At 36.7% G+C, this 25,700-nt stretch carries 23 protein-coding genes, 2 tRNA genes and 1 rRNA gene (1 of these 26 running past the window's edge); 18 read left to right on the plus strand and 8 right to left on the minus strand.

Translation table 11 applies throughout. From position 1 onward, the window contains the following. The 3 genes from OD90_RS04855 to OD90_RS04865 all read right to left on the minus strand — a co-directional run. Window positions 1-68, minus strand: a tRNA-Ala gene (locus OD90_RS04855) (it extends 9 nt beyond the left edge of the window). A gap of 175 nt (window positions 69-243) precedes the next feature. Then, window positions 244-317, minus strand: a tRNA-Ile gene (locus OD90_RS04860). A gap of 211 nt (window positions 318-528) precedes the next feature. Then, a 16S ribosomal RNA gene (locus OD90_RS04865) occupies window positions 529-2,052 on the minus strand. 760 nt (window positions 2,053-2,812) lie between these two features. Here OD90_RS04865 and thrS point away from each other — a divergent pair. From thrS to OD90_RS04910, 9 genes are all read left to right on the plus strand, one after another. Then, window positions 2,813-4,756: a threonine--tRNA ligase gene (gene thrS, locus OD90_RS04870; RefSeq protein ID WP_144667389.1), complete on the plus strand. Its 1,944-nt coding sequence runs from the start codon at window positions 2,813-2,815 to the stop codon at window positions 4,754-4,756. Window positions 4,757-4,822: 66 nt separating this feature from the next. Then, window positions 4,823-5,335, plus strand: coding sequence for a translation initiation factor IF-3 (gene infC, locus OD90_RS04875; RefSeq protein WP_261374529.1), 513 nt, complete (start codon window positions 4,823-4,825; stop codon window positions 5,333-5,335). Window positions 5,336-5,488: 153 nt separating this feature from the next. Next, window positions 5,489-5,686: a 50S ribosomal protein L35 gene (gene rpmI / locus OD90_RS04880; RefSeq protein WP_021778209.1), complete on the plus strand. Its 198-nt coding sequence runs from the start codon at window positions 5,489-5,491 to the stop codon at window positions 5,684-5,686. 120 nt (window positions 5,687-5,806) lie between these two features. Next, complete coding sequence (gene rplT / locus OD90_RS04885) at window positions 5,807-6,151, plus strand: 50S ribosomal protein L20 (protein ID WP_144667395.1); 345 nt, start codon at window positions 5,807-5,809, stop codon at window positions 6,149-6,151. 168 nt (window positions 6,152-6,319) lie between these two features. After that, window positions 6,320-7,732 (plus strand): IgGFc-binding protein, encoded by a 1,413-nt coding sequence (locus OD90_RS04890; RefSeq protein WP_144667398.1) that lies wholly within the window; start codon window positions 6,320-6,322, stop codon window positions 7,730-7,732. After that, the gene (locus tag OD90_RS04895) at window positions 7,695-9,056 is read left to right on the plus strand and encodes a T9SS type B sorting domain-containing protein (RefSeq protein ID WP_144667401.1); all 1,362 of its coding nucleotides are present in this window, start codon (window positions 7,695-7,697) and stop codon (window positions 9,054-9,056) included. Before OD90_RS04890 ends, OD90_RS04895 begins: the two co-directional genes overlap by 38 nt. A gap of 104 nt (window positions 9,057-9,160) precedes the next feature. Further along, a complete protein-coding gene (locus tag OD90_RS04900) occupies window positions 9,161-9,838 on the plus strand; it encodes a CPBP family intramembrane glutamic endopeptidase (protein WP_144667404.1) in 678 nt (225 codons plus the stop codon). A 388-nt stretch (window positions 9,839-10,226) separates the two neighbouring features. Then, on the plus strand, window positions 10,227-11,663 hold the full coding sequence (locus tag OD90_RS04905; protein ID WP_144667407.1) for an L-serine ammonia-lyase: 1,437 nt from the start codon (window positions 10,227-10,229) through the stop codon (window positions 11,661-11,663). Between the two features lie 77 nt (window positions 11,664-11,740). Continuing rightward, window positions 11,741-12,490: a hypothetical protein gene (locus tag OD90_RS04910; protein ID WP_144667410.1), complete on the plus strand. Its 750-nt coding sequence runs from the start codon at window positions 11,741-11,743 to the stop codon at window positions 12,488-12,490. Between the two features lie 18 nt (window positions 12,491-12,508). On the opposite strand, the gene OD90_RS04915 is transcribed toward OD90_RS04910, so the two are convergent. Further along, window positions 12,509-13,018 (minus strand): nuclear transport factor 2 family protein, encoded by a 510-nt coding sequence (locus OD90_RS04915; protein ID WP_144667413.1) that lies wholly within the window; start codon window positions 13,016-13,018, stop codon window positions 12,509-12,511. A gap of 61 nt (window positions 13,019-13,079) precedes the next feature. On the opposite strand from OD90_RS04915, the gene panB reads away from it, so the two are divergent. Together panB and OD90_RS04925 are read left to right on the plus strand one after the other, a co-directional pair. Further along, a complete protein-coding gene (gene panB / locus OD90_RS04920; protein WP_144667416.1) occupies window positions 13,080-13,898 on the plus strand; it encodes a 3-methyl-2-oxobutanoate hydroxymethyltransferase in 819 nt (272 codons plus the stop codon). 21 nt (window positions 13,899-13,919) lie between these two features. After that, complete coding sequence (locus tag OD90_RS04925; RefSeq protein ID WP_144667418.1) at window positions 13,920-14,621, plus strand: RluA family pseudouridine synthase; 702 nt, start codon at window positions 13,920-13,922, stop codon at window positions 14,619-14,621. Here the strand turns inward: OD90_RS04925 and OD90_RS04930 are convergent. The 3 genes from OD90_RS04930 to OD90_RS04940 all read right to left on the minus strand — a co-directional run bounded on the left by OD90_RS04930 (window position 14,618) and on the right by OD90_RS04940 (window position 16,684). Continuing rightward, window positions 14,618-15,478, minus strand: a complete 861-nt coding sequence (locus tag OD90_RS04930; protein ID WP_144667421.1) for a DMT family transporter — start codon at window positions 15,476-15,478, stop codon at window positions 14,618-14,620. The genes OD90_RS04925 and OD90_RS04930 overlap by 4 nt on opposite strands. Window positions 15,479-15,526: 48 nt before the next feature. Continuing rightward, a complete protein-coding gene (aroQ, locus tag OD90_RS04935) occupies window positions 15,527-15,949 on the minus strand; it encodes a type II 3-dehydroquinate dehydratase (protein ID WP_144667424.1) in 423 nt (140 codons plus the stop codon). 102 nt (window positions 15,950-16,051) lie between these two features. Next, window positions 16,052-16,684: a porin family protein gene (locus OD90_RS04940; RefSeq protein WP_144667428.1), complete on the minus strand. Its 633-nt coding sequence runs from the start codon at window positions 16,682-16,684 to the stop codon at window positions 16,052-16,054. A 117-nt stretch (window positions 16,685-16,801) separates the two neighbouring features. Here OD90_RS04940 and xerD point away from each other — a divergent pair, with 117 nt between their 5' ends. The 6 genes from xerD (at window position 16,802) to secA (ending at window position 23,267) form a co-directional block, all read left to right on the plus strand. Continuing rightward, window positions 16,802-17,713 (plus strand): site-specific tyrosine recombinase XerD, encoded by a 912-nt coding sequence (xerD, locus tag OD90_RS04945; RefSeq protein WP_144667431.1) that lies wholly within the window; start codon window positions 16,802-16,804, stop codon window positions 17,711-17,713. An 84-nt stretch (window positions 17,714-17,797) separates the two neighbouring features. Then, window positions 17,798-18,487, plus strand: a complete 690-nt coding sequence (locus OD90_RS04950; RefSeq protein ID WP_144667434.1) for an ABC transporter ATP-binding protein — start codon at window positions 17,798-17,800, stop codon at window positions 18,485-18,487. A gap of 140 nt (window positions 18,488-18,627) precedes the next feature. Then, window positions 18,628-18,801, plus strand: coding sequence for a hypothetical protein (locus tag OD90_RS13135; protein ID WP_186434713.1), 174 nt, complete (start codon window positions 18,628-18,630; stop codon window positions 18,799-18,801). A gap of 36 nt (window positions 18,802-18,837) precedes the next feature. Then, window positions 18,838-19,413, plus strand: a complete 576-nt coding sequence (locus OD90_RS04955) for a cob(I)yrinic acid a,c-diamide adenosyltransferase (protein WP_144667437.1) — start codon at window positions 18,838-18,840, stop codon at window positions 19,411-19,413. Window positions 19,414-19,586: 173 nt separating this feature from the next. Next, window positions 19,587-19,808 (plus strand): DUF2795 domain-containing protein, encoded by a 222-nt coding sequence (locus OD90_RS04960; protein ID WP_013751528.1) that lies wholly within the window; start codon window positions 19,587-19,589, stop codon window positions 19,806-19,808. Window positions 19,809-19,904: 96 nt separating this feature from the next. Next, a complete protein-coding gene (gene secA, locus OD90_RS04965) occupies window positions 19,905-23,267 on the plus strand; it encodes a preprotein translocase subunit SecA (RefSeq protein WP_144667440.1) in 3,363 nt (1,120 codons plus the stop codon). 98 nt (window positions 23,268-23,365) lie between these two features. On the opposite strand, the gene OD90_RS04970 is transcribed toward secA, so the two are convergent. Continuing rightward, window positions 23,366-24,745 (minus strand): hypothetical protein, encoded by a 1,380-nt coding sequence (locus OD90_RS04970; RefSeq protein ID WP_144667442.1) that lies wholly within the window; start codon window positions 24,743-24,745, stop codon window positions 23,366-23,368. Between the two features lie 132 nt (window positions 24,746-24,877). Here OD90_RS04970 and OD90_RS04975 point away from each other — a divergent pair, with 132 nt between their 5' ends. After that, window positions 24,878-25,693: a Cof-type HAD-IIB family hydrolase gene (locus OD90_RS04975; RefSeq protein WP_144667444.1), complete on the plus strand. Its 816-nt coding sequence runs from the start codon at window positions 24,878-24,880 to the stop codon at window positions 25,691-25,693. Window positions 25,694-25,700 lie beyond the last annotated feature (7 nt).

Raw genomic sequence — 25,700 nt, forward strand, 5'->3', positions numbered from 1 at the left:
ATATCGGAGTCGAACCGATGACCTCCTGCGTGCAAGGCAGGCGCTCTAGCCAGCTGAGCTAATCCCCCATTTCTATGAAATTCCGATGATGACATCAGTGTTTCGAATGACGAAGTAATGATTCTCAACTTCTAAAATTTCCTTCAAAATGTAATACTTATGAACATTGCGATTTATAAGCTTTCGCGAAAGCGGTATTCAATAATCAAACATACTTTTAAAATATGTCTGGTCATTGACCAGTAGTCTCAGGCAGACTCGAACTGCCGACCTCTACATTATCAGTGTAGCGCTCTAACCAGCTGAGCTATGAGACTGTTTATAAGTCTATAGTCAATAAACAATAGTTACTAGTAAAAACTAATTACTAAAGTAAAACTACTATGTACTTATTAAATTAAAATTAAATCGACAGCTATTGAAAACTAAAACCTATTACTGACCTTTCAGTATCGTAAGTCGCTTTGCTGTATACTCTTGATGTTTTACTAATAAATTAGTAAGCACAAGTGCAGGGACAAGCTCTAGAAAGGAGGTGTTCCAGCCGCACCTTCCGGTACGGCTACCTTGTTACGACTTAGCCCCAGTTACCAGTTTTACCCTAGGCCGCTCCTTGCGGTAACGGACTTCAGGTACCCCCAGCTTCCATGGCTTGACGGGCGGTGTGTACAAGGCCCGGGAACGTATTCACCGGATCATGGCTGATATCCGATTACTAGCGATTCCAGCTTCATGGAGTCGAGTTGCAGACTCCAATCCGAACTGAGATAGGGTTTATAGATTCGCTCCTGGTCGCCCAGTGGCTGCTCTCTGTCCCTACCATTGTAGCACGTGTGTGGCCCAGGACGTAAGGGCCGTGATGATTTGACGTCATCCCCACCTTCCTCACGGTTTGCACCGGCAGTCTGGCTAGAGTTCCCGACATTACTCGCTGGCAACTAACCACAGGGGTTGCGCTCGTTATAGGACTTAACCTGACACCTCACGGCACGAGCTGACGACAACCATGCAGCACCTTGTAATCTGTCCGAAGAAAAAGCCATCTCTGGCCCTGTCAGACTACATTTAAGCCCTGGTAAGGTTCCTCGCGTATCATCGAATTAAACCACATGCTCCACCGCTTGTGCGGGCCCCCGTCAATTCCTTTGAGTTTCATTCTTGCGAACGTACTCCCCAGGTGGGATACTTATCACTTTCGCTTAGTCACTCAGCCCGAAAGCCAAACAACTAGTATCCATCGTTTACGGCGTAGACTACCAGGGTATCTAATCCTGTTCGCTACCTACGCTTTCGTCCATCAGCGTCAATATATTGTTAGTGATCTGCCTTCGCAATCGGTATTCTATGTAATCTCTAAGCATTTCACCGCTACACTACATATTCTAACCACTTCACAATAATTCAAGACCTGCAGTATCAATGGCAATTCTATGGTTGAGCCACAGACTTTCACCACTGACTTACAAGCCCGCCTACGGACCCTTTAAACCCAATGATTCCGGATAACGCTTGCACCCTCCGTATTACCGCGGCTGCTGGCACGGAGTTAGCCGGTGCTTATTCTTATGGTACCGTCATCAGTATATACATATACCTTATTCTTCCCATATAAAAGTAGTTTACAACCCATAGGGCAGTCTTCCTACACGCGGCATGGCTGGATCAGAGTTGCCTCCATTGTCCAATATTCCTCACTGCTGCCTCCCGTAGGAGTCTGGTCCGTGTCTCAGTACCAGTGTGGGGGATCTCCCTCTCAGGACCCCTATCTATCGTAGTCTTGGTAAGCCGTTACCTTACCAACAAACTAATAGAACGCATAGTCATCTTATACCGCCGAAACTTTAAAGTATAAATGATGCCATAAATACTTACTATGGGGTATTAATCTTCGTTTCCAAAGGCTATTCCCCAGTATAAGGTAGATTCTATACGCGTTACGCACCCGTGCGCCGGTCGTCATCAAAGTGCAAGCACTTTATGTTACCCCTCGACTTGCATGTGTTAAGCCTGCCGCTAGCGTTCATCCTGAGCCAGGATCAAACTCTTCATCGTGTGTTTTTAATAATATTAAACTACTCACAATACAGAAATATCCGGTCAATAATAAACTTCTAGTTTTCAAATTCTTTGTAATAATACCCGAAAGTATTAATACGCGCTGTCAATTCAATAAATCAATGAACTTTTTTTAATCCTATTTCTATTCAAAACAAAACCAAAAAACTCTTTGTTAAATGCAAAGGAATCGAACCTTTCTTTTATACCATAACATTCTCTAAAAATACTCCTGAACTTCGCCTAGCTAACTACTGTTTTTCTAAGCGGGTGCAAATATACAACTTAAATTTATCCTGACAACTTTTTTAGAAAAAAAATTAAAGAAAATTTAAACCTCAACTCGCAAATCTTTTACTGAACTTATCTCCGAATATCTTACCCCTCAAAGCGGGCGCAAAACTACAACCCTTTTTTATATTCTAAAGCACTTTTTTAAAAAATATTTTAAAATAATTTATTCCAGTAAAAAACTCTCAATGAACTACCCGCTCTCGTTTAAACGGACGGCAAAGATACACACTTCTTTGTCCTAAACAAGAAAAATATTAAGAAAATTTAAGGATTTATTTTAGACGCTCTTAAATACACTTAAAATACAATACCACTACCCTATTATTGAGCAGATTATAGGTGGTGAAAATTTTCGCGGAAGCGGAGGAAAGCTCTCTTATATATAGTAACACATTTTAGAAACGCTGTATCATTGTACACCTACCTTTAACTCCCTATCTTTGCCTGCTATAAAAATAGACTTATGATTAATATCACTTTACCAGATGGTAATGTAAAACAAATGGAAAGCGGCGCAACACCAATGGATGTTGCAAAGAGCATTAGTGAAGGACTTGCGCGCAATGTAATTTCGGCAAAATTTAACGGGGAGATTGTTGAAACCTCTACCCCACTTACCACCGATGGCTCTATCACGCTTTTTACTTGGAATGATGATGAGGGAAAAACGGCTTTTCGCCATTCTTCTTCTCACGTCTTAGCACAAGCTATTCTTAAGCTTTACCCAGAAGCTAAGCTTACCATAGGACCTGCCATAGAGAATGGTTTTTATTATGATGTAGATCTGGGCGATCAGACAATTTCTGATAAAGACTTTAAAAAGATAGAAGATAAAATGCTTGAAATCGCTCGTGGGAAGCATGATTTCTCAATGAGAGCTGTTACAAAGCAAGAAGCACTTGATAAATATAAGACCGAAGGAAATGAGTTTAAAGTAGAACTTATTGAAAACTTAGAAGACGGAACTATTACTTTTTGTGATCACGATGATTTTACAGACTTATGTCGTGGTGGCCACATTCCCAATACCGGGATTATTAAAGCCGTAAAAGTAATGAGTGTTGCTGGTGCATACTGGCGTGGTGACGAAAATAAACCACAACTTACTCGTATTTATGGAACTTCATTTCCAAAGCAAAAAGAACTTAAAGAATATTTAGAGCTTTTAGAAGAGGCAAAGAAACGTGATCATAGAAAATTAGGTAAAGAGCTTGAGCTTTTTACATTCTCACAACGTGTAGGACAAGGTCTTCCTTTATGGCTTCCTAAAGGTGCTGCTTTAAGAGAGCGACTAGAGAATTTCTTGAAAGATGCTCAGAAAAAGCAAGGATACGAGATGGTTGTATCTCCTCATATTGGACAAAAAGAGCTTTATGAAACTTCTGGACATTATGCTAAATATGGTGCAGATAGTTTTCAACCCATACATACCCCGAATGAAGGTGAAGAGTTCTTACTTAAACCTATGAACTGTCCTCACCACTGTGAAATTTACAATAGCAGACCTTGGAGTTACAAAGAGCTTCCTAAACGTTTTGCTGAATTTGGAACCGTTTATCGCTACGAACAATCTGGAGAGTTACATGGTTTAACTCGTGTTCGTGGTTTTACACAAGATGATGCTCATATTTTCTGTACTCCAGATCAGCTGGATGAAGAATTCATGAAGGTGATAGATCTTGTCCTTTATGTTTTTGGGTCTTTAGGATTTGAAAACTTCACCGCACAAGTATCACTTCGCGATCCAGAAAATCCAGATAAATACATAGGTGCAGATGAAAATTGGGTAAAAGCTGAAAATGCAATACTCAATGCCGCAAAGACTAAAGGATTAAATTATGTTGTAGAAACTGGCGAAGCTGCTTTTTACGGACCTAAGTTAGACTTTATGGTAAAAGATGCACTAGGACGCAGCTGGCAACTAGGTACCATTCAAGTAGATTATAACCTACCAGAACGATTTGAATTACAGTACAAAGGAAGTGACAACGAGATGCACCGCCCGGTGATGATACACCGTGCGCCTTTTGGGAGTATGGAACGATTTGTTGCTATTTTATTAGAACATACTGGCGGTAATTTCCCGCTTTGGCTCATGCCACAACAGGCTACAATTCTGACTTTGAGTGAGAAATATGAAAAATATGCTCAGAATGTTTTAAATTTGGTGGAAAATCACGAAATTCGCGCTCTTATAGATAACCGTAGTGAAACTATGGGTAAAAAAATAAGAGAGGCTGAGATGCAAAAGCTTCCGTTCATGATTATTATAGGTGAACAGGAAGAAAAAGACGGCACGATATCTGTAAGAAGACATGGTGGAGAAGACTTAGGTAGCATGACTATAGACGCTTTCGCGAAAATTGTAACGACCGAAATTGATGCCACAATGAAAAAATTTGAATAAAGTTTAATTTAAAATAGAAACGCCATAGCAATACGTAGAAAAAGATCGAGAGGTCCTGCAAGGATCATTAAGGAAGACCAACACAAAATCAACCAAAAAATTCGCGCTAAAGAAGTGCGTCTTGTAGGTGACAACGTGGAAGTAGGAATTTATCCTATCCAAAAAGCACAAGCACTAGCTAATGAACAAGAGCTAGACTTAGTAGAGATATCACCTAACGCTGCCCCGCCAGTTTGTAAAATTATAGACTATAAAAAGTTTGTTTACGAGCAGAAGAAGCGTGAGAAAGTAATGAAGGCAAAAGCCTCCAAGGTGGTAATTAAAGAGATACGTTTTGGTCCTAATACAGACGATCACGATTACGAATTTAAAAAGAAACATGCTGAGAAGTTCTTGAAAGAAGGAGCAAAATTAAAAGCATATGTTTTCTTTAAAGGTCGTTCTATCATCTATAAAGATCAAGGAGAAATTCTTTTACTTAGACTAGCTCAAGAGCTAGAAGAATTAGGTAAAGTAGAACAACTTCCTAGATTAGAAGGAAAGCGAATGACAATGTTTATCGCACCTAAGAAAAAATAGAACTTCAGGATTTAAGAAAATTCTCACTGTCTAAAAATCCAAGTTAAGAATAAAGCCCTTCTACTCTTTTTGAGTTAGAAGGGTTTAATGAGAAAAGCTTTCGCGAAAGCGGAACTTAAAAATAAAGTGAGATTAATTAAAAAATAGGAACAAATGCCTAAAATGAAAACAAAATCCAGTGCTAAGAAGCGTTTCAAGCTTACAGGAACTGGTAAAATCAAAAGAAAGCACGCTTTTAAGAGTCACATTTTGACAAAAAAATCTAAAAAACGTAAGCTTGCTCTAACGCATGACGGTCTTGTACACGAAGCTGATGAGAACAATGTTAAATTGATGCTTAACCTTAAGTAATCACTTTAACCGGTTAAAACAAATTATTTAAACCCTGGAGTGGAGCAACGAGCTAGCCTTAGTGCTGAGTAAGTTAAAAGTCGCGATTTTCGTGCGCACACTACAAAAACACATTAAATTATGCCTAGATCAGTAAATTCAGTTGCTAAAAGAGCCCGAAGAAAAAAGGTGATGAAGCAAGCCAAAGGTTACTTTGGAAGACGTAAAAACGTTTGGACAGTTGCAAAAAATGCGGTAGACAAAGCGATGCAATATGCATACAGAGACCGCCGTCAGAATAAAAGAAATTTCCGCTCATTATGGATTACTCGTATTAATGCGGGTGCTCGTATGCACGGGATGTCTTATTCTCAGTTTATGGGAGGAGTTAAAGCAAATGGAATCGAGCTTAACCGTAAGGTGCTTGCAGACCTTGCTATGAATCACCCAGATGCTTTTGAAGCAATTATCAATAAAGTAAAATAAGGCGTAAGCCTCATTTAATAATACAATCTCACTTTTGAACCCGCTCTATGAGCGGGTTTTTTTATACACAACATCGATATATGTAATTATATCTCTTTCCCGATTATATTCAATTAATCTATGATTTATGAGTATTTTTAAAGCTCTATTGCCTATAAATGAAGGCCTATGCTTTTTAAACAGTACGCTACTCTCTTTATATTTCTACTGCTTTCCTTGTCTACTATGGCACAGTTAGGTAAAACACACTACTTACCTCCTCTACATTCCCGGGTTGGAATTTCTAATGCAACATTATACTTATCAACCCCACAAGGGGATGTCTCAAATCCTATAAGTGTTACGATTAGAACAGGAGATGGAGCATTACTAGCGACTCGCAGCGTATGGAGTGGATCACCAGCAAGTTTTGAAATTAATGTACGTGATAACTCTCCCCTATTAATTAATAGAGATGATCTAAATACTAATTTGCTTGGAAAAGGGTTAATAATTAGCGCTAATGAAGTCATTTATTTGAGCTTGCGTACATATATTACCAATCACGCAGGTTATTTAACGACTAAAGGGGAAGATGCTTTAGGCACGCGATTTCGACTAGGAAGCGCACGACTTTTTGACGATAATCCTTCTCATAGCTTTTTTGCTAGTGTGATGGCTACAGAGGATAGCACAACGATAAATTTTTCTGATTATAATGCTTTGGATATGGTTTTTGAAAATGACTTAAACCCAACTACCATACTTGATGCAGGAGAGACTTTTGTCGTCTCAGGCTACAGCGGCACCTCTCTAAACAGTGAAGGTTTTATAGGCGCACTATTAGAATCAAATAAGCCAATTGTAGTAAATACTGGTAATTTAAATGGAAACTTTTATCAAGGTGAATTTGCAGAAGATTTATCGGATATGCTAATCGATCAAATTGTTGATGAAAGTAAAACAGGTTTTGAATATATGATTATTCGTGGGGGTGGTAACGACTCTTCTGAGGTTCCTGTTGTAATAGCAAACAAAGATAACACGGATATATATGTTAATGGTGAATTCTTTACGAACATTCCAAATGCTGGTGATTTTCTTTATATAGAAGATCCATCTTTATACCTTCCTGTATCAAATGTAAAACATAGAAATATGTACATCAGTACAAATGATCCCTCAAAAACACTCTATGTTTACCAAATGCTTGCAGGGCGGTCTGGAACTAATACTGCTTCAAATTTTCCCAGTGCAACACCGGGAATGAATTTTATCCCACCTTTGAGCTGTTTTTTTCAAAATACAGTAGACTTAATACCTGAAATAACCGAAGTTTATCCAGGTAATCCTCAACGATTCACAGGAGATATTTTAATTACTTCTAAAGTTGGCACAAATGTTTCTATAAATGGAACTGAACTAGATTCTAGCAGTGCACTTGGAAATCCTGGTACTATCGAGTGGGAAACATATTATGTAAGTGGATTATCTGGTAATGCAATTATTGAGGCAGATGGTCCAATTGCAGCCGGTCTTTTTGGTGCATTTGAAAATGCTGGGTTTGCGGTTTGCTGGCTATTATTCTGGATTTGCAGTTAATCCTGAAGATACATCTACAGTAGTTTGTGTAGATGACGGTCCAATAGACCTTTTAGATAGATTTACAGGGAATCCTCCAGAAGGAGGAACTTGGACTCCTCCCCTAGCAAGTGGCACAAATTTATTTGATCCCAATGTTGATACATTTTCAGAATATCTTTACGAAGTATCTGGGATCTGTGCTGACGTAAGTGTTACTATAAATGTCACATTACAAAGTAGTCCTAATGCTTTTGATGCTCACAATATAGAAACCTGTCCTGATCTATTGGAAGCTAACATGAGACCAGATCAAAATGTGGCCACCGTTAACCTCAGCGATAGAGACTTAGAGGTTTCAGGAGGTGCCACTGGTGTTCGTGTTGTATATTACCAATCCTTTGAAGATGCATCTGCTAATGAAAATGCTATTGAAAGCCCCAACGCTTATAGCACTATGAATGGTTCTGAGAACATATATGCACGGGTATTTGATACCACTGCAGGTTGCGGCAGCAATAATATAACAGCTTTTTCTATTGAAATATTTCCATCTCCTTATACGACTCTATCTAAAGAAAATGATCTATTATGTATTGATACTACTACAGGTATCGCAAATACCTCTATAAATATAGATGCAACCGTAGAAAATTCTTACCCTGATACAGTTTACAATTACCATTGGAGTAAAGATGGACTGTTCTTTTCTGAACAACCTATGATTGAAGTAATAAATGGTGGGCTATATGAATTAGAAATTAATGCTCTATATCCAAATGGGGTGATGTGTGAATTTTCTGCTAAAACTATTTTTGTAGAGACCAGCAGCCCTGTATTTGAAATACGTACAATTGAAGAGTCGTTCACACTTGAAGGCACTTATACCTTAGAGGTTTTCAATATAAGCGGTGTCAATCCAGATACTATCTATGAGTGGAGTTTAGATAATGGTCCGTTTCAACTAGATACCTTATTTTATAATATAGCACCAGGGGATCATACCATTGTAGGTCGTGCTATTACACAAGCTTGTGGCGAGTATTCTCAAGTGATAGAAATTATTGATTACCCTAGGTTTTTTACGCCTAACTCTGATGGAATAAATGATACATGGAATATTATCAATCTTGATAACGCACCTAATTTAGATGCTAAAATTTACATATTTGATCGTTATGGGAAGCTTTTAAAGCAAATCAAATCTACAAGTGCAGGTTGGGACGGGACATTTAATAAACAGTCCATGCCATCAAGTGACTACTGGTTTAGGGTTGAATTTACTGAGCCTAATGATCTTGGAATGAAGCGTATTGTAAATGGCCATTTTACATTGAAGAAATAGTAAATATCTATCAAAGAATATTTAGGTTACTTTCCAGTTGATAATTAGTTTGAAAATCTGTAACAAAAACAAGGCTCACGACCACTAATAGGAAAATTATATTCTTGATAAAAACAGAAAAGCTCACTAGACTCTTAGTATGTTACTTCTTACTTTGGGGAGCGTACATACTTTTCCTTATTCTTCATACTGTTCTAAAATACTATTATCCTCAGCTATTTGAAGAAGAGTATGAGCAACATTTCCTGAAAGCTATGTTGACAAAAAATCCATTACGTCTTTTTATTTTAGCTGTCATTTTTGCACCTATAATTGAAGAAATGATGTTCCGAACATTAATAAAACCTTCTCATGACAATCTTATCTTATTAATCTGCTCTTGGCCCGTATTTTTTTTAAATAAAATGATACCTAGTGATGTTAACTGGATTGTACAGCTAGTATTTATAGCTGTTTTAATTTTTGTGTCATTTTATGTATTGCGCCAACTTATACCTCAATCCCGTACACTAAGAATTCGACGCTATTTAGATAAGTATGTAATTGTGGTATTACTTATCAGCTCTTTAATCTTTGGAATTGTTCATATTAACAACTATGTTAAAGATTTTACACTTAATATAGCACTTATCACACTTATATTTCCTCGCATCATGGCAGGTATAATGATGGGATATGTAAAAATTAAAAACGATCACATAGGATGGTCTATGGCGTTACATTCTATAAATAATGGCTTTGTAATTTTAATTTTGATTATTTCAAAATCTTTAATGAATTAGAGGCTTTTATCTAAACATTCATTAAATTTTTCAATTATTGCAGATAAATTCTTGAGAATCTAATTGTTTGATTTCATCCAAATTAATTAATAACAATTACGCTTTCGCGAAAGCATATATTAAATATTGTTTATTGAAGTTTAGGATTACATTTGTGATTTGAAACCCTAGAATTCAGTTCATTTTCATTAGTGAAAAGTAAAATTTACTGACTTACTTCTTTAAAAGCCGTACAATAAAAGAAGGGAATTATTATGACTATATTTTCCTATAATGCACGGTCCATCACGGTTAAAAAAAGTAAATTTGAATCCCTAATAATAAGCGCTTTTGTGACTTAGATATACAATCATATGCAACTAAAATATTTTATAACCCTAAAATAGGTATGACAAAATATATAGAGATTATTTCTATTTTTGATATGCTAAAAATAGGCGTAGGCCCTTCAAGCTCACACACATTAGGACCATGGAGAGCCGCTGGAAGGTTTATAAAAAAATTAAAAGACACAAAAAGATTTGAGCTTATAGACTCTATAACTGTAGACCTTTATGGTTCCCTTTCATTAACAGGTGTAGGTCATGCTACGGATGTAGCAGTAATAATGGGCTTGACAGGTGCAGATCCAGAAACTTGCACCATTGAAAATATCCCAAAAATTATAGAAGATATCACACTTTTCAATAGAATTTCTATCAATGGTGAAAGAACAATTACGTTTTCACCAAAACAAGAAATCATATTTAATAAAAAATTTCTCCCTTTTCACCCCAACGGAATGCGATTTACGGCTACCCTTGAGAATCAAAAAAAAGTAAGAGAAACGTATTATTCTATAGGAGGAGGATTTGTAGTTCAAAAAGAGCGCAAACGTGCAAAGGCAAAAAGAATGCATTTTGAGTGTTTTCCAAGACCTATCGAAAAAGCTACAGATTTGTTGAAATTTTGTAAGCAAGAAAACAAACCCATTTCTCAAATTGTTTTAGAAAACGAGCAATACCTCCATACAGATGAAGAAATTGATAAACGTCTAAAAGAGATCTGGGATGTCATGCTCGATTCTATGTACGTAGGTTGTCACACACAAGGAGTCTTACCTGGCGGCCTCAATGTGCGCAGACGTGCTTATGATACTCATTTAAAATTACAAAAGGGGGAAGATTACACAGATAAGTATGAGTGGATTAAAGCGATTAGAGGAACAGAAGTACGCTTTCGCGAAATATTGAAATGGGTCTCCTGTTTTGCTCTTGCTGTAAATGAAGTAAATGCTTCTCTAGGTCGAGTTGTAACAGCACCTACAAATGGAAGTGCTGGCGTAATCCCTGCAGTATTAATGTATTATTTAGTGATTGAAAATCATGATGCAAATTTTGAGGACATTAAGAAATATCTCCTAGTAGCAGGTGAAATAGGTAGTTTATTTAAAAAAGGTGCTACCATCTCTGCAGCAATGGGTGGCTGTCAGGCAGAAATAGGAGTCTCTAGTGCAATGGCTGCTGGCGCCCTTACAGAACTGATGGGAGGTACTCCAGAACAGGTGCTCATGGCCAGTGAAATTGCGATGGAACATCATCTTGGTCTTACCTGTGATCCTATAGGAGGTCTAGTGCAGATACCATGTATAGAGAGAAACGCAATGGGAGCGATTAAAGCGATAAACGCCTGTGAAATGGCTCTAGACGGTGATGCTGCAAATGCTAAAGTTCCATTAGATAAAGTAATTAATACTATGTGGCAAACTGCTCAAGATATGAATACTAAATATAAAGAAACCTCAGAAGGAGGACTTGCAATTAATGTTGCATTATCTGATTGTTAGTGCTTATTTTTTTTCTAGCGCAACCTAATTGAATTGTATGCATCTTCGTAAAGAACCCAGTTAATATCCTATAATAGATGAAAACTAATTTCCGCTTATTTATTATTTTATTTTTTATTGTTCAAGCATTGCAGGCACAAACTACTCGTGAGGAAAAAAGGGCTTCTCGCCTAGAAGAACGTGCTCATAGGATAGAACGTAGAGATAGTATTTCAAGAATACCTGTAGGATCTTACATGAGCCTTAGTATTGTAAGTCCCATCACGCCATTCCCTAGAATAAATATGGGGTATACACAGGGTATAAATAGTCACTGGTCTGCTGGAGGAAGTATAGGGGTGGGATTTCAAGGTTTACCTTTTACAAACTCAGATATTGAGGATTATAGTCTTTATGAAATACGGCCAGAAGTTCTTTACTTTATAGGAAAGGGTGAAAAATTTACTAATTATATAGGTTTAGAATTATTTTACATAAATAGCAAAGAAACTCACCTTAATAATAGTTTTAAACCAATAAATGATGCAAATGGTACAGTAGAGCTTATACGTTATGATAGTGCTTCATATCAACGCATAAAAAGCGGATTCTTATTTAACTTCGGTGAATATACCAGATTGTCAGACAAGCTCATGTTGCGTTTAAATTTTGGTTTGGGAATGCGTTTTAAAGATAATAGTTATAGCGATGTTGAAAACCCTAGCTTCTCAGAATTTAGATCTGATGCGTGGTCAATAATAGGAAATCCAAATCCACGACGTAATGAAGGTTTAAGTAAAGGTTTTGAGTTTAATATGGACTTTAGACTAGTTTACAAACTAAACTAATAATTCATAAGTAGCAATCTACCCTCTTTGCTCCCCACACCCCTCTATGCTTCGAGTATCTACTATATAAAAAATCTTCCATATACCATTGCGCTTAAACAATTGAAAGCTATTTGTGCCACAATGACTTAAATTACCATTAATTAGAAAGGAGTATGGTGTCCACACATTTGCCATTTTTCCATCCATTTTTATTTCATAACCATGAATTACTTCACTAAAACTTGTCGTGTCAGGTATCGAGCAAATTGATTTTAAAAACTCATTAAAGTTTTGATTACTCAATTCTATATCTCCAGACTTACTTTTACCTATAGATTGCATCATAACACCTTGGTGTACTACTTTTTTAATTAATAGTGAGTCTTGTGAGTGAAAACCTTCAAAGAAAATTTCTACAGCTTTTTGTACTTCGACCTCGTCTACTTGTTCTTGTTCGGAAGTCAAATTATTGTTTCTATTTGCTTTCGCGAAAGCGAATAGAAAGAACACGCAAATCATGGGTATAAAAAGATAAGTAAGCTTCATAGATTGTAAGATAACAAAGGATTCTAAATTTAGTATTTTTGCATCACAAAAACTAGCTAAAATGTCTACAGCCAAAAAAGAATACAAACGTATTACTGTAAAATCTCTTACTGAAATGAAAGCCCGAGGTGAGAAAATATCAATGCTCACAGCATATGATTATACGATGGCTGGAATTGTAGATGGCGCTGGCATAGATGTCATCTTAGTGGGAGATAGTGCGTCAAATGTTATGGCTGGTCACGAGACAACATTGCCTATCACGCTTGATCAGATGATTTATCATGCCTCATCTGTTGTACGTGCAATTACGAGATCTCTGGTTGTTGTTGATTTACCTTTTGGAAGTTATCAAAGTGATCCTAAAGAGGCTTTACGGTCTGCTATACGCATCATGAAAGAGTCTGGAGGTCACTCCATCAAGCTTGAAGGAGGTAAGGAAGTGAAAGAAAGTATCAAGCGCATTCTTAATGCAGGAATACCTGTTATGGGTCATCTTGGGCTTACACCACAAAGTATTTATAAGTTTGGTACTTACACGGTAAGAGCTAAAGAAGAAGAAGAAGCTGCAAAGCTTAAAGAGGACGCTTTGATGCTACAAAAAGCAGGTTGCTTTGCACTAGTATTGGAAAAAGTCCCTGCTCAACTTGCTAAGGAAGTTGCAGAAAGTCTTACGATACCAGTAATAGGGATTGGCGCCGGTGCAGGTGTAGATGGACAGGTATTAGTGACACATGATATGCTAGGTATGACGCACGAGTTTAATCCTAGATTCTTACGCCGTTATCTGGATATGCATACGGAGATGACTAAAGCGTTTGAGAATTATAGTAAGGATGTTAAGTCTCAAGATTTTCCGAACGATAGTGAACAATACTAAGCTCGCTTCAAAAATCTACTAATGAATAACACCTTATCCACGCCTGATAATCTTCAAGTTATTTATGAAGACAATCACATTATTGTAGTGAATAAAAGGAGTGGTGATATAGTTCAAGGCGATAAGACCGGGGACACCCCGTTAAGTGAAGTGGTTAAAAAATATATAGCCGTAAAATATGAAAAGCCTGGCGCTGTATACTTAGGAGTTGTACATAGGCTTGACAGACCTACATCTGGAATTGTTATTTTTGCACGTACCAGCAAAGCTTTACCTCGCTTAAACAAAATGTTCTCTACTAGAGAAACGAGCAAAACATACTGGGCACTCGTAAAAAATCCTCCTCCATTGAATAGTGATACACTCACCCATTATTTAAAACGGAATCCTAAGCAAAACAAAAGTTATGCGCACAAGCATGAGATACCAGACTCAAAGAAAGCGATACTCGATTATAAGATTATAAAGAAGTTAAAGACTTTTTATCTTCTTGAAATCAATTTACATACAGGTAGGCATCATCAGATAAGAGCACAACTTTCGGCTATAGGTTGTCCTATAAAGGGGGATTTAAAATACGGCTTTGACAGAAGTAATAAGGATGGTAGCATTAGTTTGCTTTCGCGAAAGCTTACTCTTACCCACCCTGTAAAAAAAGAGGAAATGACTTTTATTGCAGCTGTTCCAACAGATGACCCAGTATGGAAAGCCTGCGTGAGCTAGTGAGTAGATTTTCCTGCACGTATACTTTCTACCGCCACACTCACTAATATCAAAGCACCACCTACAACAGTTCTCCATCCAGGTACTTCTGATAGGAAAATGATTCCTAAAATAATACCATATATAGGCTGCATACTACTCATCAAACTAGCAGTGGTCACTGAAAAATGTTTTAAACTAAATAAAAACAACGTATGTCCCAGCGCTGTAGTTACTAGTGCCAGTATCCCTATATATGGTAATTGAGAAACAATATTCTCAGTTTCAAAAATAAAATAAGCAGGTATCAGCATTATGGCAATGGTTAGTACTTGATACCACATGATAACAGATCCATTATAGGTTTTAATTTTTTTCTTTACCAACAGATTACGAACTGCAAAAAACAATGCCGATAATAAGCCTATAAGTATAGCGAGGAAGTTATCATTTTCAAGCGTTAATTCTGGGGCTAAAAAATAAATACCAATCAACACAAGTAACCCTAAAAGCATGTGCATTTTTGAAAACCTGGTCTTAAAAAAGATTGGTTCTAATAAACTGGTCATCACTGGATATGTAAATAATGATAACATCCCTATAGCAACATTGGATAGCTGTAATGAGTAAAAATAAGTGATCCAGTGACTACCCATCAAAACTCCTGATAGCAAAATAATTGGTGCATCCTTTCGCGAAAGCGAAAACGATAACTTTTTCCATTTAATAAATACTGCAAGTAAAAGAGCTGCTCCAAAAGCTCTAATACCAATGGTTACCGCAGGTGGTAAATCAATATATCTACCTAGCACACCAGACGTGCTTATTAATAACATTGCTAGATTAATCTCTAGAATGTGTTTTGTATTGTTTTTCATTAACTAGCTGTAGTTCAAATAAGTTGGGTAAAAAATTAGAACTCTTGCTTAATCTCTCATTAAAAAATTCTCAATCGCTAGGTCGTAACCTTTTAACCCAAAACCTATTATGATCCCTTTTACATATTTTGATAGATACGAATGGTGTCGAAATTCTTCTCGTGCAAAAGTATTTGAAATATGTACCTCAATCACTGGTGTATTAATAGACGCTACAGCATCACCTAATCCTACAGATGTGTGAGTATAAGCAGCTCCATTTAAAATAATACCATCAAATCCTTCATCTCCTTCATGTAATTTAGAAATTAGATCTCCTTCTATATTACTTTGGTAGTAACTGAGCTCTGTCTCAGTAAATTTAAATTGTAGTTTACTAAAATAATCTTCAAAAGTTTGACTTCCATAAATTTCTGGTTCACGCTTACCTAGCATGTTGAGATTAGGACCATTTACTATAAGTAGCTTCATAAGTGAATTTCAAAATTTGAAAAAAGCTAAAAGTACTGCTTTTAAAAACATAAAAAAAAGCGCTTTGATAAAGCGCTTTTTAATAGAATCTTTTCTATAGTCTTAAAATTTAAAACCAACTGAAAATTGTAGGTTTGAATTCGTCAAGTCGTCCTCAAATAGACCACCTTCATCACTATCATCTACATTAGATAATCCTATCACATATCTAGCTTGGAAAAATAAGCCTGTGTTAAGTTCATAGCCAGCTCCTATTGCAGCGCCCATATCGAATCCAGCTATAGAATCTTCAATGTTTTCTGTCCCTTCTGATTCTACAGTCACACCACCACTTGTTGTTGATGATTCAAATTCTTGTTCTGCTTTTGCACGAAAACCAAATTGTGGCCCAGCCTCTAAACTTAAACCTTCTGCCACATAATACTTCCCTAAAATAGGTACGTTAATGTAATCTAACTTTAATTTTGATTCAGAAGTAGTATTTCCATCTTCAAATTCAGATTGTAACCCTTGCTGTGAGTACATTACCTCTGGCTGTACTGAGAACTTCTCTGTTACTGGGATCTCAACTATAGCTCCTAAGTGAAAACCTGTTCTTCCATCTGCATCCTCTACATCATCACCTTGTAGTTTTGCAAAATTCACACCTCCTTTTACTCCGAATGAAACCTCATCTTGAGCTTGTACTGTTACCACTCCTAAGAGTGCTACAACTGCTAATACTATTTTTTTCATTTTTTGATATTTTAATTATTAAGTCGCAAATGTATTCTTAGGCTTGTTAAAGTCTCGTTACGTAAGTAATAACTTGTTGTTAATTGTATAATGATAATAAGTTGTAATTTCACTTTCGTGAAATGGGAGCATGCTTTAAAAGACTATAAAAATTATCTACGTATAGAACGTGGACTGTCTGAGAATACCATTGTCAATTATTCTAGGGATTTAAAAAGATTAGTACAGCATCTTGAGCAAATGGACATTAGCCGCAGCCCATTACAAATCAACAAAGAAGATATTCAAGAATTTGTTTATCATATTGCAAAGGAACTGCAACCCAGATCACAAGCTAGAATTATTTCTGGCCTTAAAGGATTTTTTACATACCTAGTTTTTGAAGATTACAGAGATGATAACCCTTTAGATCTCATCGAGTCCCCTAAAACAGGAAGAAAACTACCAGACACTCTTGCAGAAGAAGAAATTGACCAACTTATCAACGCCATTAATTTAGGGTCTCCTCAAGGCGAGCGTAATCGTGCGATACTAGAAACGTTATATTCTTGTGGACTTAGAGTAACAGAGTTAATAACCTTAAAACTATCAGATTTATATTTTGAAGAAGGATTTATTAATGTTTTCGGCAAAGGAGATAAACAGCGCTTTGTACCCATAAGTGAGCATACACAGAATTATATCAATATATATATACATAAAATAAGATCTCATATTGATATCAAGCAAGAAAGTGTAGATATTGTATTTCTTAATAGAAGAGGAAGTGGCTTGACAAGGGCGATGATTTTTACAATTATTAAAAACCTAGCAATAAAAGCAGGTATCAAGAAGACTATCAGTCCACATACCTTTAGACACAGCTTTGCAACTCATTTATTACAAAATGGCGCAGATTTAAGAAGTATACAACAAATGTTAGGTCATGAAAGTATTACCACAACAGAAGTTTACATGCACTTAGATCGCAATGATCTCGCCAAAGCCATGCAGGATTTCCACCCTCGCGGTAAGCAACACCTTTCATAATTATTAAATTAATTATTAAAAAAATAGCATTATAAGTGTAACAAAACGGTTTGCTTTTCTTCTAATAGCAAACTACCTTCATATATGGGCAACCTCATTGAGATTAGAAATATTATACGTGACTTCCCACTAGGACAAGAAGTAGTACACGTGCTTAAAGGCATCGACCTTGATATAGATAAAGGAGAATATGTAGCGTTTATGGGTCCTTCTGGCTCTGGCAAATCTACACTTATGAATCTCCTAGGGTGTCTAGATACTCCTACCGCAGGGTCTTACATACTCAACGGAAGGGATGTGAGTCAAATGTCTGATGACGAGCTTGCAGAAGTACGCAACACAGAGATCGGTTTTGTTTTTCAAACATTTAACCTCTTACCTAGAACCACAGCATTAGACAATGTCGCTTTACCTATGGTATATGCAGGAATGTCAAAGTCAAAACGTAATATGAGGGCAGAAGAAGTGCTTACAGATGTAGGCCTTGCAGACCGCATGGATCACAAACCTAATCAACTTTCTGGTGGACAGCGCCAGCGTGTTGCAGTAGGGCGAGCTTTGGTAAACAAGCCTTCTATAATATTGGCAGATGAGCCTACAGGAAACCTAGACTCCAAAACTGGAGTAGAAATCATGGCTCTTTTTGATGCAATTCATGCCGCTGGAAATACGGTAATCCTAGTTACTCACGAAGAAGACATTGCAGAGCATGCACATAGAGTCATTAGATTACGTGATGGAATCATTGAGAGTGACGAGAGGAGACCAAAGTAATCAAACCCTGTATTTTTTATAAAATCTCCTTTTAAAGAGTTTATCTTTTTAGTACGCTTTCGCGAAAGCGTACCCCTAGCCTTGTAATCGTTTCGTATATTGAATAACGCTTCTTATCTTCACAGAAGTAAAAAATAATTATGGATTTTTTTGAAAACTTATCCCCAACCATGCAAATTATAGTAAGCATATTGGGAGTGGCTATTTTATTTTTTTTGGTATTTGCAAACACCAAAAAAAATAATGCAAAACAACGTGGTAGACGACGGCGTAAATTTGGTGAAGGATTAAAAGATCGAGAAAAGAATGTATAACAAACTTCTTTATCAACTTGCATAATGAATTAAGAAATGAAAGTATATACAAAAACTGGAGATAAAGGGACCACCGCTTTGTTTGGAGGAACACGAGTTCCGAAACATCATATAAGAATTGATAGTTATGGTACCGTAGATGAACTCAACTCATTTATAGGATTAATACGTGATCAACAAATTGACAATCAAAGTAAAAACACACTTATTACTGTACAAAACAAACTATTTACAGTAGGAGCAGTACTTGCAACAGATCCACAAAAAGTGTTATTAAAGAACGGAAAAGAACGGCTTAATATCCCAAAAATAAGTCAAGCTGATATCAATTTACTAGAAACAGAAATTGATAGCATGGAGGAGTCTTTACCGCAGATGACACATTTTATATTACCAGGAGGCCACACTACCGTGTCACATTGTCACGTAGCACGAACAGTTTGTAGACGTGCAGAACGCCTAGCAACAGCTCTTTATGAAATAGAACCTTTTCAAGAGGAAACCCTACAATACCTCAACCGTCTATCTGACTATCTATTTGTGCTGGCACGGAAGTTGTCTAAAGACTTACAAGCAGATGAGGTCCAGTGGATCCCAGATAAGCTAGATTAAAAGTACTGATAACAAAGACAAGGTAAGGTGTTCACTTATTTCGCGAAAGCATAATTAACACTACACAAAGTCTGAAAACCAAGTTCTTACATTTATTTTGAAATAATTGACAATTTACTTGCATTTCTGCTTTAAAAATATATTTTTGCACCAAATTAAAAAACACAAATGCTATGTACTGGACACTTGAACTAGCTTCCTATCTAAGTGATGCGCCTTGGCCAGCCACAAAAGATGAATTGATCGATTATGCGATTAGAACAGGAGCTCCTCTGGAGGTTGTAGAAAATCTACAAGCTATAGAAGATGAAGGAGACTCTTATGATTCTATCGAAGAGATCTGGCCAGATTATCCTTCAGATGAGGATTATCTTTGGAATGAAGACGAATATTAAATATATACCCGTTAAAACACCTAAAAAGTCTCACTATGAGGCTTTTTTTTTGATTAAATTTACGGGTTCAAACTCGACATATAACAACACCATATTATGGGATTTTTAGATAATGTATTAAAGATTTTTGTAGGCGATAAGTCTAAACAAGATGTAGGCAGTATAATGCCTATTGTTGAAGAAATTAAATCACACGAAGCTGCTTTGGAAAAATTATCCTTAGACAGCTTACGCGAAAAAACAGCAGAATTTAAATCCCGTCTCTCAACGTCACTTAAGGACAATACTGACAAGGTGAAAGCTCTTCAAGAAAAAGCAGAGGCTACAGAAGATATTGACGAGCGTGAGGATGTGTACACAGAAATAGATAAGCTCAAAGAAGAAGCTTATGAAATCTCTGAAAAGACACTTAACGAAATTTTACCCGAAGCATTTGCTGTTGTAAAAGAAACAGCAAAACGCTTTGCAAATAACACTTCTTTAGAGGTTACAGCCTCAGAATACGACAGGCTGTTAAGTGGTCAAAAAGATTATGTTACACTATCTGGTGACAAAGCAGTTTGGTCTAATAGCTGGGATGCTGCAGGAAAAGAAGTAACTTGGGATATGGTACACTATGATGTACAGCTCATAGGTGGTGTAGCAATGCACCAAGGTAAAATTGCAGAGATGCAAACTGGAGAAGGTAAAACATTAGTAGCTACGCTTCCTGTTTATCTTAATGCGCTTACTGGGAATGGGGTTCACCTCGTTACTGTAAATGATTACCTAGCAAAGCGTGATAGTGCATGGATGGCACCTATCTTTCAGTTCCATGGTCTAACAATAGACTGTATCGATTATCATAGACCAAATAGTCCTGAAAGACGTGAAGCTTATAAAGCAGATATCACATACGGTACCAATAATGAATTTGGTTTTGATTACTTGAGAGACAATATGTCTCACAAACCAGAAGACCTTGTACAGCGCCCACATAACTATGCAATTGTAGATGAGGTAGATTCTGTCCTGGTAGATGATGCACGTACACCTCTCATTATTTCTGGCCCGGTACCTAAGGGAGATGTACATGAGTTTGATGTATTAAAACCTCAGATTGAAAAAATTGTCAATATTCAGCGTCAGGAATTAGTAAAAGTATTACCTGAAGCAAAAAAATTAATAGCAGAAGGAAATACAAAAGAAGGAGCAATACAATTGCTGCGTGTGTATCGTGGTCTTCCAAAAAATAAAGCACTCATTAAATATCTGAGTGAAGAAGGAATCCGTCAACTATTACAAAAGACAGAAAACTTCTATATGCAGGACAACAATCGTGAAATGCCAAAAATTGATGAGGCATTATATTTCACGATTGATGAAAAAAATAATCAAATTGAGCTTACAGATAAAGGAATTGAAGCTCTATCTGGAAAAGAAAATCCAGATTTCTTTGTAATGCCAGAAATTGGTATGGAAATCGGAAAGATTGAGGCAAAAGGTCTAACTCCTGAGGAAGAGGCGGCAGAGAAGGAAGAACTTTTCCGTGAATTTGGGATCAAGTCTGAACGTATTCATACTATGAACCAATTGTTAAAAGCATACACGCTCTTTGAAAAAGATACAGAGTATGTTGTGATGGACAATAAGGTGATGATTGTAGATGAGCAAACGGGTCGTATTATGGATGGCCGTCGTTATAGTGATGGATTACACCAAGCAATCGAGGCAAAGGAAAATGTTAAGATTGAAGATGCAACACAAACATTTGCTACGGTAACATTACAGAATTACTTCCGTATGTATCGTAAACTCTCTGGTATGACAGGTACAGCGGTAACAGAAGCTGGAGAACTATGGGAAATCTATAAACTCGACGTCGTAGAAATCCCAACAAATCGCCCTATCGCTCGAAAAGATAAAGATGATCTTGTTTATAAAACAAAACGCGAGAAATATAATGCTGTTATTGATGAAGTAACGGCACTTTCTAAAGCTGGTCGTCCAGTTCTAATTGGTACCACTTCAGTAGAAATTTCCGAATTATTAGGTAAAATGCTGACGTTACGTAAAATTCCTCATAATGTACTGAATGCGAAGCTTCATAAAAAAGAAGCAGATATTGTTGCAGAGGCAGGTAATGCAGGTGTGGTAACTATTGCAACAAACATGGCAGGACGTGGTACAGACATTAAACTCTCAGACAAAGTAAAAGCAGCTGGTGGACTTGCGATTGTAGGTACAGAGCGCCACGATTCCCGTCGTGTTGATAGACAGTTACGTGGTCGTTCTGGACGTCAAGGAGATCCAGGAAGCTCTCAGTTTTATGTTTCACTAGAAGATAATCTAATGAGACTCTTTGGTTCTGAGCGTATTGCAAAAATGATGGATAGAATGGGACTTAAAGAAGGAGAGGTTATACAGCATGGGATGATCTCAAAATCTATTGAGCGTGCTCAGAAAAAGGTAGAAGAAAATAACTTTGGTGTAAGAAAGCGCTTATTAGAATATGACGACGTAATGAACGCACAACGTGAAGTTGTTTACAAACGTAGACGCCACGCTTTACACGGAGAGCGTTTAAGAGTAGATCTTGCAAACATGATCTATGATACTTCTGAAGTTATTGTAGAGAGTAATAAACAAGCACAAGATTATAAGAACTTTGAATTTGAGTTGATACGCTACTTCTCAATGGCAAGTCCTGTAGATGAAAATGAGTTTAACTCAATTGCCGTCAAAGAGCTTACAGATAAAATTTATCATGCTGCATTTGAACACTATCGTGAGAAAATGACAAAGAATGCAGATCTTGCCTTCCCTATCATTAAACGTGTTTACGAAGATCCTGCAAGCAAATTTGAACGCATCGTGGTTCCATTTACGGACGGTACTAAAGAATTGCGTGTAGTGACAAACCTGAAAGAGGCGTATGAATCTGATGGGAAACAGCTCGTAAATGATTTTGAAAAAAATATCACGCTTGCCATCATAGATGATGCTTGGAAAACTCATCTGCGTAAGATGGATGAACTAAAGCAATCTGTACAGCTAGCTGTGCACGAGCAGAAAGATCCTCTATTAATTTATAAGTTTGAAGCGTTTGAACTTTTCAAAGTAATGATTGATAAGGTAAATAAAGAAGTAATTTCATTTTTGTTTAAAGGGGAAATTTCTCAAGGTAACCAGCAGCAAGTATCTGACGCTTCGCAAATACGCGAACGCAGAGAAAAACTAGAGACTCAAAAGGAAGAGATTCCTAATATGGATGAGCGCTCAGCACAATCTCGTGCTGCCGGAAACACTCAACCTCAACAGCAGCAGGTTACCGAAACCATAGTAAGATCACAGCCTAAAATAGGTCGTAATGATCGTGTTACTATCAAAAATGTAATAAGTGGTGAAACGAAGGAAGTTAAATATAAACAAGCAGAGCCACTAATGGCAAAAGGTCAGTGGGTACTAATTGAAAATTAGAAACTTCTCAAATTATTTTTAATTTTAAAAAGGCACCTTCTAATAACATAGAAGGTGCCTTTTTTGGGCCTACTCAAATTAAAATATATTTTCGTCTATTAAAAAGGAATATTGAGACCTACGATCGTATTTGTATAATTTCCTTTAAATGTCTTATCACCACCAGGCCCATTTTCATCACTATTAAGAAAACCGTAACCAATACCCACATGAAAAATTTCAAATAACCTCAATGTTACTGCACCTCCATATAATATTCCATCTTCAATAACAACATCTGACCGTTCATCTTCTATTGACTCAGTATTTGCAAAAGCAAACTCTCCCTCTACTCCAAGTGTAAGAAAATACCTCCCAGCCTTATTTCCAGTTGCGAGAACAGATAATACATCAAACCCTAATCCTACTTTAAAAAGAGATCCCTCTCTATAATCTGATTCTGGAGTCCCATATCCGACACTAAAAAAACCACTCCTACCAACGCCTATACCAAGATCATAACTCACCATATCTATAAATGAATATTCTTCATTCCCGTCCTCATCTTTTATATTTTCAGACAATCTGAAATTTGCTGCTAATCTTAAATCTGTAAACACACCTTCACTAAAACCTTCAGCAATCCCAGATATTGATTCTGTAATTTTTTCGGCTGCAATTTCTCGTTCTCTTTCCAAGGCTGCAGCCCTTTTTCTATCTGCTTTAAGACGCTCCTCTATAGCTGTTGCATCGTCCTCGCGTCGCTTTCTCTCCTCTTCAGCTTTTTCAGCTTGACTCTTTTCAGTATCATCAGAATCATTTGTATATACTTCTTCAGTATCCGTACTATCACCTTCGTTATTTCTATTCTCTTCCTCCTCTCGTGCTAACCTCTCCTTTTCTTCCACTTGCTGAGCTTCCTCTGCTGCTTTTTTCTGTGATGCTTCTTCTCTAATGACTCGATCCATATCATTTATAATATCTCTAACTTTAGAAGCTATAATATCTGATAATGATACTGCTGGCATTTCGGGTGTGACATCATTGTAGGTGACGTCTTCTCCAAATATGGAAAAAATCTCGTTTCTATGTGAAGAAGAAAAATCAATGTTATCTAAACCACCCGCTCTTACATCATCTATATTAAAACGAGAGGACCAGGTTGCATTGCCTCTTCTCATAATAATTGTTCCAGAAACATCTGCTTGGGCTTGAGAAACAACAATAGGGTACGAAATATCATTGAGTAAGGTAGCCGCATCTCTTCCTTTATAGGTAATTTTATCAATATAAAAATCTGTAATACCTACTTTCATTGCAGTTGGCTTATCACTATAACCAGCACTTTGAAAACGAAATTTCACATTACAGGAATAATTATAAGAACCATTAATTATTGTTTCAGAACTTGAAATTGAAGTCTGTCTAGTAGGCCCTGCATTTTGCGCATTTGCCATCACTGTAAATAAGAGTATTCCTAATAGTAGTTTATAATTCATATGATTGAGATTTTTAATTTTCTCAAAAATATATCTCCAATACACTCAATAAAATACCTATTAATGGGTATTTTGAAACTGTAAATTGAGGCATTAGGAATCTATAAACATGATTGTCATAAACTTTAATAAATGAGAGAAAGAATAAAACTTATTTGCACAGATATTGATGGAACTTTATTAAATGAAGCGCGTTGGCTTAGTGAACGTACAATTATCGCTTTCGCGAAAGCGAACTTACCAATAATACTAGCTTCTTCTAGACCCCCACAGGCTATGCGTTATTTACAACAAGGATTAGGAATTGAAAGTGAATCTCTCATTGCATTTAATGGAGGTCTTATTATAAACAAGAATGGGAATGTTTTGGAAGACAATTCTTTCTCTTCCAAAATTTTAAAAACTCTTTTAGACCATCATTCCAAGCATACTTATAACTTAAGCATTTATAGCCATGAACACTGGTTTACATGTAAAAATGATAGCTATACAAAACATGAAATATTCACAACAAGAGATACACCTATCATACAACCAGCCAGAAACACACTGGATTTTCTTGAAACCCATAAGCTTGGTATTCATAAATTAATGTGTATGGGGACTAGCGTTGAACTTGACAGCTTAGTACAGTATTTACAACCTTTATATGGTCAAACTATCCATTTATACAGATCAAAAGATACGTATCTAGAGATAACGCTTAAGAACATAGATAAGGCAAAAGCATTACAAAAACTTCTCGCTGCTGAGTATACGTTTGGGATGGAAGCTATAATGTCTTTTGGGGATAATCACAATGATGAGGAGCTACTTCGCTTATCTGGTTATGGAGTTGCTGTCGCAAATGCTACTGAAAGTGTTAAGTGTATTTCAGATTTTGTAAGTGAATTCACTAATAAGGAAGATGCAATTGCTCGCGTTCTTGAACAACATATACCATATTAGTACATAA

Source organism: Dokdonia sp. Hel_I_53 (genome assembly GCF_007827465.1).
Lineage (GTDB): Bacteria > Bacteroidota > Bacteroidia > Flavobacteriales > Flavobacteriaceae > Dokdonia.

Excerpts from the sequence above, each read along its gene's own strand:
- thrS (WP_144667389.1), top strand. The coding sequence starts at position 2,813 with ATGATTAATATCACTTTACCAGATGGTAATGTAAAACAAATGGAAAGC.
- rpmI (WP_021778209.1), top strand. The coding sequence starts at position 5,489 with ATGCCTAAAATGAAAACAAAATCCAGTGCTAAGAAGCGTTTCAAGCTT.
- rplT (WP_144667395.1), top strand. The coding sequence starts at position 5,807 with ATGCCTAGATCAGTAAATTCAGTTGCTAAAAGAGCCCGAAGAAAAAAG.
- OD90_RS04890 (WP_144667398.1), top strand. The coding sequence starts at position 6,320 with ATGCTTTTTAAACAGTACGCTACTCTCTTTATATTTCTACTGCTTTCC.
- OD90_RS04905 (WP_144667407.1), top strand. The coding sequence starts at position 10,227 with ATGACAAAATATATAGAGATTATTTCTATTTTTGATATGCTAAAAATA.
- OD90_RS04910 (WP_144667410.1), top strand. The coding sequence starts at position 11,741 with ATGAAAACTAATTTCCGCTTATTTATTATTTTATTTTTTATTGTTCAA.
- OD90_RS04915 (WP_144667413.1), bottom strand. The coding sequence starts at position 13,018 with ATGAAGCTTACTTATCTTTTTATACCCATGATTTGCGTGTTCTTTCTA.
- panB (WP_144667416.1), top strand. The coding sequence starts at position 13,080 with ATGTCTACAGCCAAAAAAGAATACAAACGTATTACTGTAAAATCTCTT.
- OD90_RS04925 (WP_144667418.1), top strand. The coding sequence starts at position 13,920 with ATGAATAACACCTTATCCACGCCTGATAATCTTCAAGTTATTTATGAA.
- OD90_RS04930 (WP_144667421.1), bottom strand. The coding sequence starts at position 15,478 with ATGAAAAACAATACAAAACACATTCTAGAGATTAATCTAGCAATGTTA.
- aroQ (WP_144667424.1), bottom strand. The coding sequence starts at position 15,949 with ATGAAGCTACTTATAGTAAATGGTCCTAATCTCAACATGCTAGGTAAG.
- OD90_RS04940 (WP_144667428.1), bottom strand. The coding sequence starts at position 16,684 with ATGAAAAAAATAGTATTAGCAGTTGTAGCACTCTTAGGAGTGGTAACA.
- OD90_RS04950 (WP_144667434.1), top strand. The coding sequence starts at position 17,798 with ATGGGCAACCTCATTGAGATTAGAAATATTATACGTGACTTCCCACTA.
- OD90_RS13135 (WP_186434713.1), top strand. The coding sequence starts at position 18,628 with ATGGATTTTTTTGAAAACTTATCCCCAACCATGCAAATTATAGTAAGC.
- OD90_RS04955 (WP_144667437.1), top strand. The coding sequence starts at position 18,838 with ATGAAAGTATATACAAAAACTGGAGATAAAGGGACCACCGCTTTGTTT.
- OD90_RS04960 (WP_013751528.1), top strand. The coding sequence starts at position 19,587 with ATGTACTGGACACTTGAACTAGCTTCCTATCTAAGTGATGCGCCTTGG.
- secA (WP_144667440.1), top strand. The coding sequence starts at position 19,905 with ATGGGATTTTTAGATAATGTATTAAAGATTTTTGTAGGCGATAAGTCT.
- OD90_RS04970 (WP_144667442.1), bottom strand. The coding sequence starts at position 24,745 with ATGAATTATAAACTACTATTAGGAATACTCTTATTTACAGTGATGGCA.
- OD90_RS04975 (WP_144667444.1), top strand. The coding sequence starts at position 24,878 with ATGAGAGAAAGAATAAAACTTATTTGCACAGATATTGATGGAACTTTA.